Source organism: Pseudomonas sp. RIT623 (assembly GCF_004519305.1).
Classification (GTDB): domain Bacteria; phylum Pseudomonadota; class Gammaproteobacteria; order Pseudomonadales; family Pseudomonadaceae; genus Aquipseudomonas.
Genome location: NZ_SOZA01000005.1, coordinates 191,092 through 198,314, shown reverse-complemented (window position 1 = coordinate 198,314; position 7,223 = coordinate 191,092). Strand labels below are relative to the sequence as shown.

General features: G+C 66.0%; 7 protein-coding genes. 5 read left to right on the top strand and 2 right to left on the bottom strand.

Going from position 1 to position 7,223, the window contains the following annotated elements:
- Positions 1–208 precede the first annotated feature (208 nt).
- From hemA to murI, 5 genes are read left to right on the top strand one after another with little or no spacing between them, the layout of a single operon-like run.
- Positions 209–1,486 carry a glutamyl-tRNA reductase gene (hemA, locus tag E3U47_RS06055; RefSeq protein ID WP_134690091.1) on the top strand — a complete coding sequence of 426 codons (1,278 nt, stop codon included), beginning with the start codon at positions 209–211 and terminating at the stop codon, positions 1,484–1,486.
- Positions 1,483–2,565 (top strand): peptide chain release factor 1, encoded by a 1,083-nt coding sequence (gene prfA / locus E3U47_RS06050; protein WP_134690090.1) that lies wholly within the window; start codon positions 1,483–1,485, stop codon positions 2,563–2,565. The genes hemA and prfA overlap by 4 nt, the downstream gene beginning before the upstream one ends.
- A 1-nt stretch (position 2,566) precedes the next feature.
- A complete protein-coding gene (gene prmC / locus E3U47_RS06045; protein ID WP_134690089.1) occupies positions 2,567–3,397 on the top strand; it encodes a peptide chain release factor N(5)-glutamine methyltransferase in 831 nt (276 codons plus the stop codon).
- A complete protein-coding gene (locus tag E3U47_RS06040) occupies positions 3,391–4,146 on the top strand; it encodes a molybdopterin-synthase adenylyltransferase MoeB (protein WP_134690088.1) in 756 nt (251 codons plus the stop codon). Before prmC ends, E3U47_RS06040 begins: the two co-directional genes overlap by 7 nt.
- Positions 4,139–4,936 carry a glutamate racemase gene (gene murI / locus E3U47_RS06035; protein WP_134690087.1) on the top strand — a complete coding sequence of 266 codons (798 nt, stop codon included), beginning with the start codon at positions 4,139–4,141 and terminating at the stop codon, positions 4,934–4,936. Before E3U47_RS06040 ends, murI begins: the two co-directional genes overlap by 8 nt.
- Positions 4,937–5,085: 149 nt before the next feature.
- Here murI and E3U47_RS06030 read toward each other — a convergent pair whose 3' ends face one another.
- Positions 5,086–5,778, bottom strand: coding sequence for an SDR family oxidoreductase (locus E3U47_RS06030; RefSeq protein ID WP_134690086.1), 693 nt, complete (start codon positions 5,776–5,778; stop codon positions 5,086–5,088).
- A complete protein-coding gene (gene phrB, locus E3U47_RS06025) occupies positions 5,775–7,217 on the bottom strand; it encodes a deoxyribodipyrimidine photo-lyase (RefSeq protein WP_134690085.1) in 1,443 nt (480 codons plus the stop codon). The genes E3U47_RS06030 and phrB overlap by 4 nt, the downstream gene beginning before the upstream one ends.
- Between the last annotated feature and the right edge of the window lie 6 nt (positions 7,218–7,223).

Genomic DNA, 7,223 nt, shown 5'->3' with positions numbered 1-7,223 from the left:
ATCGCTCGCAAGGTTTGGCGTTAGCCTCTTGATCAGCAAAGGCAAAGGCAAAGGCAAAGGCAAAGGCGCAAGCCGATAGAGATGCGAGTATGCGCGCGCGCGGGGCGGTCGATAGCCTGGCCTCATCAGCACAATAGCGAACGGTGGTTGTTCTGGAACCTGCGAAGTAGGACAATTACCGGCTTCACGTCCCTATCAGCGACCTTGCATGGCCTTTCTTGCACTTGGTATCAACCATAAGACTGCCTCGGTAGACGTACGCGAGCGCGTGGCGTTTACTCCAGAACAGCTGGTCGACGCCCTGCAGCAGCTGTGCCGACTGACCGCCAGCCGCGAGGCGGCGATCCTGTCGACCTGCAACCGCAGTGAACTCTATATCGAGCAGGACCACCTCGCCGCCGACACCGTGCTGCAATGGCTGGCCGACTACCACCAGCTGAGCCTCGACGAACTGCGCGCCAGCGCCTACGTCCATGAGGACCACGACGCCGTCAAGCACATGATGCGCGTGGCCTCCGGCCTCGACTCGCTGGTGCTCGGCGAGCCGCAGATCCTCGGCCAGATGAAGTCGGCCTATGCGGTGGCTCGCGAGGCCGGCACCGTCGGTCCGCTGCTAGGGCGCCTGTTCCAGGCCACCTTCAGCGCCGCCAAGCAGGTGCGCACCGACACCGCGATCGGCGAGAACCCAGTGTCGGTGGCTTTCGCCGCAGTCAGCCTGGCCAAGCAGATCTTCTCCGACCTGGGCCGCAGCCAAGCCCTGTTGATCGGCGCCGGCGAGACCATCACCCTGGTCGCCCGCCACCTGCACGAGCAGGGCGTGCGCCGCATCGTCGTGGCCAACCGCACCCTCGAGCGCGCCAGCATCCTGGCCGAACAGTTCGGCGCCCACGCCGTGCTGTTGTCCGATATCCCGCAAGAGCTGGTCAACAGCGACATCGTCATCAGCTCCACCGCCAGCCAGTTGCCGATCCTCGGCAAAGGCGCGGTGGAAAGCGCCCTGAAACAGCGCCGGCACAAGCCGATCTTCATGGTCGATATCGCCGTGCCACGGGATATCGAGCCGCAGGTCGGCGAGCTGGACGACGTCTACCTGTATACCGTCGACGACTTGCACGAAGTGGTCGCGGAAAACCTCAAGAGCCGTCAGGGCGCGGCCCAGGCTGCCGAAGAGCTGGTTTCGGCCGGTGCCGACGACTTCATGGTGCGCCTGCGCGAGCTGGCCGCGGTGGACGTGCTCAGGGCCTACCGCCAACAGAGCGAGCGCCTGCGCGACGAAGAGCTGCAAAAGGCCCAGCGTTTGCTGGCCAACGGTGGCAACCCCGAGGACGTGCTGCTGCAACTGGCCCGGGGCCTGACCAACAAACTCCTGCATGCGCCCAGCGTGCAACTGAAAAAGCTCTCCGCCGAAGGCCGCCTCGATGCGCTGGCCATGGCCCAGGAACTCTTTGCCCTCGACGAGGGCTCGACGGATAAATCCCCGCAATGAAAGCGTCGCTGCTGAATAAACTGGACACCCTCCAGGACCGCTTCGAGGAACTCACCGCGCTGCTTGGTGACGCCGAAGTCATTTCCGACCAGACGCGCTTTCGCGCCTACTCGCGCGAGTACGCCGAAGTCGAGCCGGTGATCGGCGCCTATCAAGAGTGGCGCAAGGTGCAGGACGACCTCGAGGGCGCCCAGGCGCTGCTCAAGGACGCCGACCCCGACCTGCGCGAGATGGCCGTCGAGGAAGTGCGCGAAGCCAAGGAGCGACTGGTTGGCCTGGAGTCGCAGTTGCAGCGCATGCTGTTGCCCAAGGACCCCAACGACGGGCGCAACGTGTTCCTGGAAATCCGCGCTGGCACCGGCGGCGACGAGGCGGCGATCTTCTCCGGCGACCTGTTCCGCATGTACTCGCGCTATGCCGAGAAACGCGGCTGGCGCCTGGAAATCCTCTCCGAGAACGAGGGCGAGCACGGCGGCTACAAGGAAATCATCGCCCGCGTCGAGGGTGATAGCGTCTATGGCAAGCTCAAGTTCGAGTCCGGCGCGCACCGTGTGCAGCGGGTGCCCGAGACCGAATCCCAGGGCCGTATCCACACCTCGGCGTGCACCGTGGCGGTGCTGCCCGAGCCCGACGAGCAGGTGGCGATCGAGATCAACCCGGCCGACCTGCGGGTAGACACCTACCGCGCTTCCGGTGCCGGCGGCCAGCATGTCAACAAGACCGACTCGGCCATCCGCATCACCCACTTGCCCACCGGTATCGTGGTCGAGTGCCAGGAAGAGCGCTCGCAGCACAAGAACCGTGCCCGCGCCATGTCCTGGCTGTCGGCCAAGCTCAACGACATGCAGACCAGCGCCGCGCAGAGCGCCATCGCCAGCGAGCGCAAGCTGCTGGTGGGCTCGGGCGACCGTTCCGAACGCATTCGCACCTACAACTATCCACAGGGCCGGGTTACCGACCACCGTATCAACCTCACCCTCTACTCCCTGGACGATATCCTCGCCGGGGGCGTGGAGGCCGTGATCGAGCCACTGCTGGCTGAATACCAGGCCGATCAGCTGGCCGCCCTGGGAGACTGAGATGACCATCATCGCCAGCCTGCTGCGTAACGCGCAGTTGCCGGAGTCGCCAACCGCGCGGTTGGACGCCGAACTGCTCCTGGCCGCGGCCCTGGGCAAGTCGCGCAGCTACTTGCACACCTGGCCCGAGCGGATCGTCAGCAGCGAAGCGGCCGAGACCTTTGCCGGTTACCTCGAACGCCGTCGCGGCGGTGAGCCGGTGGCCTATATCCTCGGCCAGCAAGGGTTCTGGAAGCTCGACCTGGAAGTGGCGCCGCATACCCTGATCCCACGCCCCGATACCGAGCTGCTGGTGGAGGCCGCGCTCGAGCTGCTGCCCGGCACGCCGGCCCGGGTGCTCGACCTGGGCACCGGCACCGGGGCCATCGCCCTGGCCTTGGCCAATGAGTGCCCGGCCTGGCAGGTCAGCGCCGTCGACCGTGTCGACGAGGCCGTGGCCCTGGCCGAGCGCAATCGCCAGCGCCTGGGCCTGGGCAATGTCCAGGTGCGCCGCAGCCACTGGTTCGAGGCCTTGGTCGATGAGCGCTTCGAGCTGATTCTCAGCAACCCGCCTTATATCCGTGCCGCCGATCCGCACCTGGTGGCCGGCGATGTGCGTTTCGAACCGAGCAGTGCCCTGGTGGCCGGCGAGGACGGCCTGGCCGACCTGCGGGTGATCGTCGCCCAGGCCCCTGCGCACCTGGTGCCCGGTGGCTGGTTGCTGCTCGAGCATGGTTACGACCAGGCTCCTGCCGTACGCGCGTTGCTGGTCGCGGCCGGTTTCGGCGAGGTCGCCAGCCGGGTCGACCTGGGTGGCCATGAGCGTATCAGCCTGGGGCGCCTGCCATGCTGAGCGACCAGGAGCTGCTGCGCTACAGCCGTCAGATCCTGCTGTCGCAGGTGGATATCGACGGCCAGTTGCGCCTGAAACACGGCAAGGCCCTGGTGATCGGCCTCGGCGGGCTCGGCTCGCCGGTGGCGCTGTACCTGGCTGCCGCGGGTGTCGGCACCTTGCACCTGGCCGACTTCGACACCGTTGACCTGACCAACCTGCAGCGCCAGGTGATCCATGACAGCGACAGCGTTGGCATGAGCAAGGTCGACTCTGCGATCAAGCGCCTGCTGGCGATCAACCCAGAGATTGCCCTGGTTGCCCATCGTCGGGCGCTCGACGAGGATTCGCTGGCCGCTGCCGTGGCGGCGGTCGATGTGGTGCTGGATTGCTCCGACAACTTCGCCACCCGCGAGTCGGTCAACGCCGCTTGCGTGGCGGCCGGCAAGCCGCTGGTCAGCGGCGCGGCGATCCGCCTCGAGGGGCAGTTGTCGGTGTTCGACACCCGTCGCGACAGTAGCCCTTGCTACCACTGCCTGTACGGCCATGGTAGCGAGGCCGAGCTGACCTGCAGCGAAGCTGGGGTCATCGGCCCGTTGGTCGGCCTGGTGGGCAGCCTTCAGGCCCTCGAGGCGTTGAAGCTGCTGGCAGGCTTCGGCGAGCCACTGGTGGGGCGCTTGCTGCTGATCGATGCGCTGAGCACGCGCATGCGCGAACTGCGGGTCAAGCGCGACCCCGCCTGCGCCGTGTGCGCCAACCGCCATGGCTGAGCGTTCGGCGCCGGTGGGTGTGATGGACTCGGGGGTCGGCGGCTTGTCGGTGCTCGCCGAGATCCAGCGCTTGCTGCCCAACGAATCGCTGCTGTACGTCGCCGATAGCGGCCATGTGCCCTATGGTGAGAAATCACCGGACTATATCCGCCAACGCCTGCGCCATATCGCTGGGTTCTTCCAGGCGCAGGGCGCCAAGGCCATGGTCCTGGCCTGCAACACGGCGACCGTGGCGGCGGTGGCCGACCTGCGCGAGCTGTATGCGGATTGGCCGTTGGTGGGGATGGAGCCTGCGGTCAAGCCGGCGGCGGCGGCGACCCGTTCCGGCGTGGTGGGCGTGCTGGCCACCACCGGCACGCTGCAAAGCGCCAAGTTCGCCGCCTTGCTCGACCGTTTCGCCAGCGATGTGCGGGTGGTTACCCAGCCTTGCCCTGGGTTGGTCGAGCGTATCGAGGCGGGAGACCTGAGCAGTGCGCAACTGCGCCAATTGCTGCTGGGCTATGTACAACCCTTGTTGGCGGCCGGTTGCGATACCTTGATCCTTGGCTGCACCCATTACCCCTTCCTGCGTCCGCTGCTGGCCGAGATGGTGCCCGCTGAGCTTGCGATCATCGACACCGGCGCGGCCGTGGCGCGGCAACTGCAGCGTTTGCTGGTCGCGCGCGAGCTGCTGGCCGAGGGGCCGGCGCGGGCTACCGAGTTCTGGAGCAGTGCCGATCCCGATGGTTTGCAGCGGGTGTTGCCGCTGCTGTGGACAAGTACCGCCAGTGTGCAGCGTTTCCCCCTGTAGGGACCGGCATGGCCGGTGCCGTGTGCCGCGGCGCCTGGTTCGCCAGCAAGGCTGGCTCCTACGGGGCGGGGGTGGCCGGGATAACGCTGTAGGAGCCGGCTTTGCCGGCGAACACCGGCATGGCCGGTGCCATCCATCGCGGCGCTTGGTTAGCGCACATGTTCCGGCAACGGCCACAGGTTGTTCATGCCCAGGGCCTCGAGCATCAGTTCGGGGTCGCGCTGCTCCAGCTCTGCAATCAGCACTGCCGCGGCGCTCTGCGCGGTCCAGGCTTCAGGTGGCAACGATACACTCAGTGCCGGCGGCGCCACCACGGTCAGGTCGATGCCTCGGTCCAGCAACGGCTGGCGTTGCTCGCGCACCCCTTGGGGTAGGCTGTTGACGCCGCTGGGCGGCTGGGTCGGGTTATATAATTGCAAGGCCGAGTAACGGTTGAAGATCACCATCACCTGCGGCTGCTTACCTTTCCTCAGCGCCGACAGGGCGCAGTTGAGCGCGCTTTCTGTGGCGCTCATGTTGCTTTGCACGATCCTCTCGAACAGGTTGCCAAGCGTGGTGTCGTCCGGCAGGTAGTCGCAGGCACCGGCGTTGATGATCAGGCCGTCGAGTGCCCCCCACTTGTCCAGTAGCTGCTGGTCGATGGCAGCGGCCTGGCTGGCCTCGGTCAACAGACCGGGCAGACGCAGCAAACTGGCCCCGTGGCGTTTGCCCAAGGCGTCGAGCTCCTGGCTATCCCTGCCACTGGCGGCAACTTGATGTCCTTGATCGAGCAACTGTTCCACCATGGCCAAGCCCAATCCCTGGCTGGCGCCTGTAACCCAGAAACTGCGTTTTGTACTCAAGGCAAGGCCCCCTGATCCTGCCAGCCGGACAAGCCCTTGAAGGCCGCCAATGCCCGCTGACGACTGCTTTCGAGATCGACTATTGGGTTCGAGTAATTATTAGTAGCAAATAGATCGGCAGATTTCACGGGGTAGTGAATCGATTTATCGTCCAGCGCCTGCAACTCAGGTAGCCAATGACGGATGAAACGCCCCTGCGGGTCGAAGCGCTGCGACTGGGTGATCGGGTTGAAGATCCTGAAATAGGGCACCGCGTCGGTGCCGGTCGACGCGCTCCACTGCCAGCCACCGTTGTTGGCGGCGAGGTCGCCGTCTATCAGATGGCGCATGAAATGCCGCTCGCCGTGGCGCCAGTCGATCAGCAGGTTCTTGCTGAGGAACATGGCAACGATCATGCGCAGGCGGTTGTGCATCCAGCCGGTGTGCAGCAATTGGCGCATGGCCGCATCGATGATGGCAAAGCCGGTACGGCCTTGCTGCCAGGCTTGCAGGTCGTCGGGTGCAGTGCGCCAGGGCAGGGCTTCGGTCTGCGGGCGGAAGGCGCGATGTCGCGAAACGCGCGGGTAGCCCACCAGCACGTGCTTGTAGAACTCGCGCCAGAGCAGTTCGTTGACCCAGGTCTGCACGCCGACGTTGCCGCTGTCGAACTCGCCGCGGTTGCCGGCCAATGCGCCATGCAGGCATTGACGCGGGGAGAGCACGCCCGCCGCCAGGTAGGGCGACAGCTGGCTGGTGCCGGCCTTGGCCGGCAGGTCGCGCCAGTGCTGGTAGTCTTCGATGCGTTCGTCGACGAAGCGTGTCAAACGTTGCCGCGCTTCGTCTTCGCCGGCTGGCCAGTGCCGACGCAGCGCCTCGCTGGGGGCTTCGAAACCGTCGATATGCTGGGGAATCGGGTCGCTGGCGATCGCCATCGCCGCCTGCCGGCGCACAGGCCGGGCCAAGGCCGGCACGTCACGGTGCAGGTGCTCCAGGCAGACGCGCTTGAACTGGCTGAACACCTGGAAGTAGTGGCCGCTGCGGGTGAGGATGCTGCCCGGTTGGAACAGCAACTGGTCGAGGTGGCCAATGGCATCGACGCCCGCTTGGCGCAGGAGTTGCCGGGTAGCCTGGTCGCGGCGGGCTTCGTTGAGGCCGTATTCGTCGTTCCAGTGCACGGTTTGCACATTGTGCTCCCGGCAGACCGCCAGCACGCACTGCGGCACCGTCGCCCAGGTGTCGGTGCTGCGGATCAGCAGCGGAATGTTCAGTGCTTCGAGGGCTTGGCGCAGTTGGCGCAGGTTGCGCAGCCAGAAGTCGACCTTGCAGGGCGCATCGTCGTGGGCTTGCCACTGACCGGGGCTGGCGACCCACAGGGCCAGGGTCGGCCCACGTTGGCAGGCGGCTGCCAGGGCGGTGTTGTCGTCGATGCGCAAGTCGTTGCGCAGCCAGATCAGTTGCATGCAGAG

What these genes read in the sequence shown, in the direction of transcription:
- prmC (WP_134690089.1), top strand. Translation starts at nt 2,567, where the DNA reads ATGACCATCATCGCCAGCCTGCTGCGTAACGCGCAGTTGCCGGAGTCG.
- prfA (WP_134690090.1), top strand. Translation starts at nt 1,483, where the DNA reads ATGAAAGCGTCGCTGCTGAATAAACTGGACACCCTCCAGGACCGCTTC.
- hemA (WP_134690091.1), top strand. Translation starts at nt 209, where the DNA reads ATGGCCTTTCTTGCACTTGGTATCAACCATAAGACTGCCTCGGTAGAC.
- E3U47_RS06040 (WP_134690088.1), top strand. Translation starts at nt 3,391, where the DNA reads ATGCTGAGCGACCAGGAGCTGCTGCGCTACAGCCGTCAGATCCTGCTG.
- murI (WP_134690087.1), top strand. Translation starts at nt 4,139, where the DNA reads ATGGCTGAGCGTTCGGCGCCGGTGGGTGTGATGGACTCGGGGGTCGGC.
- phrB (WP_134690085.1), bottom strand. Translation starts at nt 7,217, where the DNA reads ATGCAACTGATCTGGCTGCGCAACGACTTGCGCATCGACGACAACACC.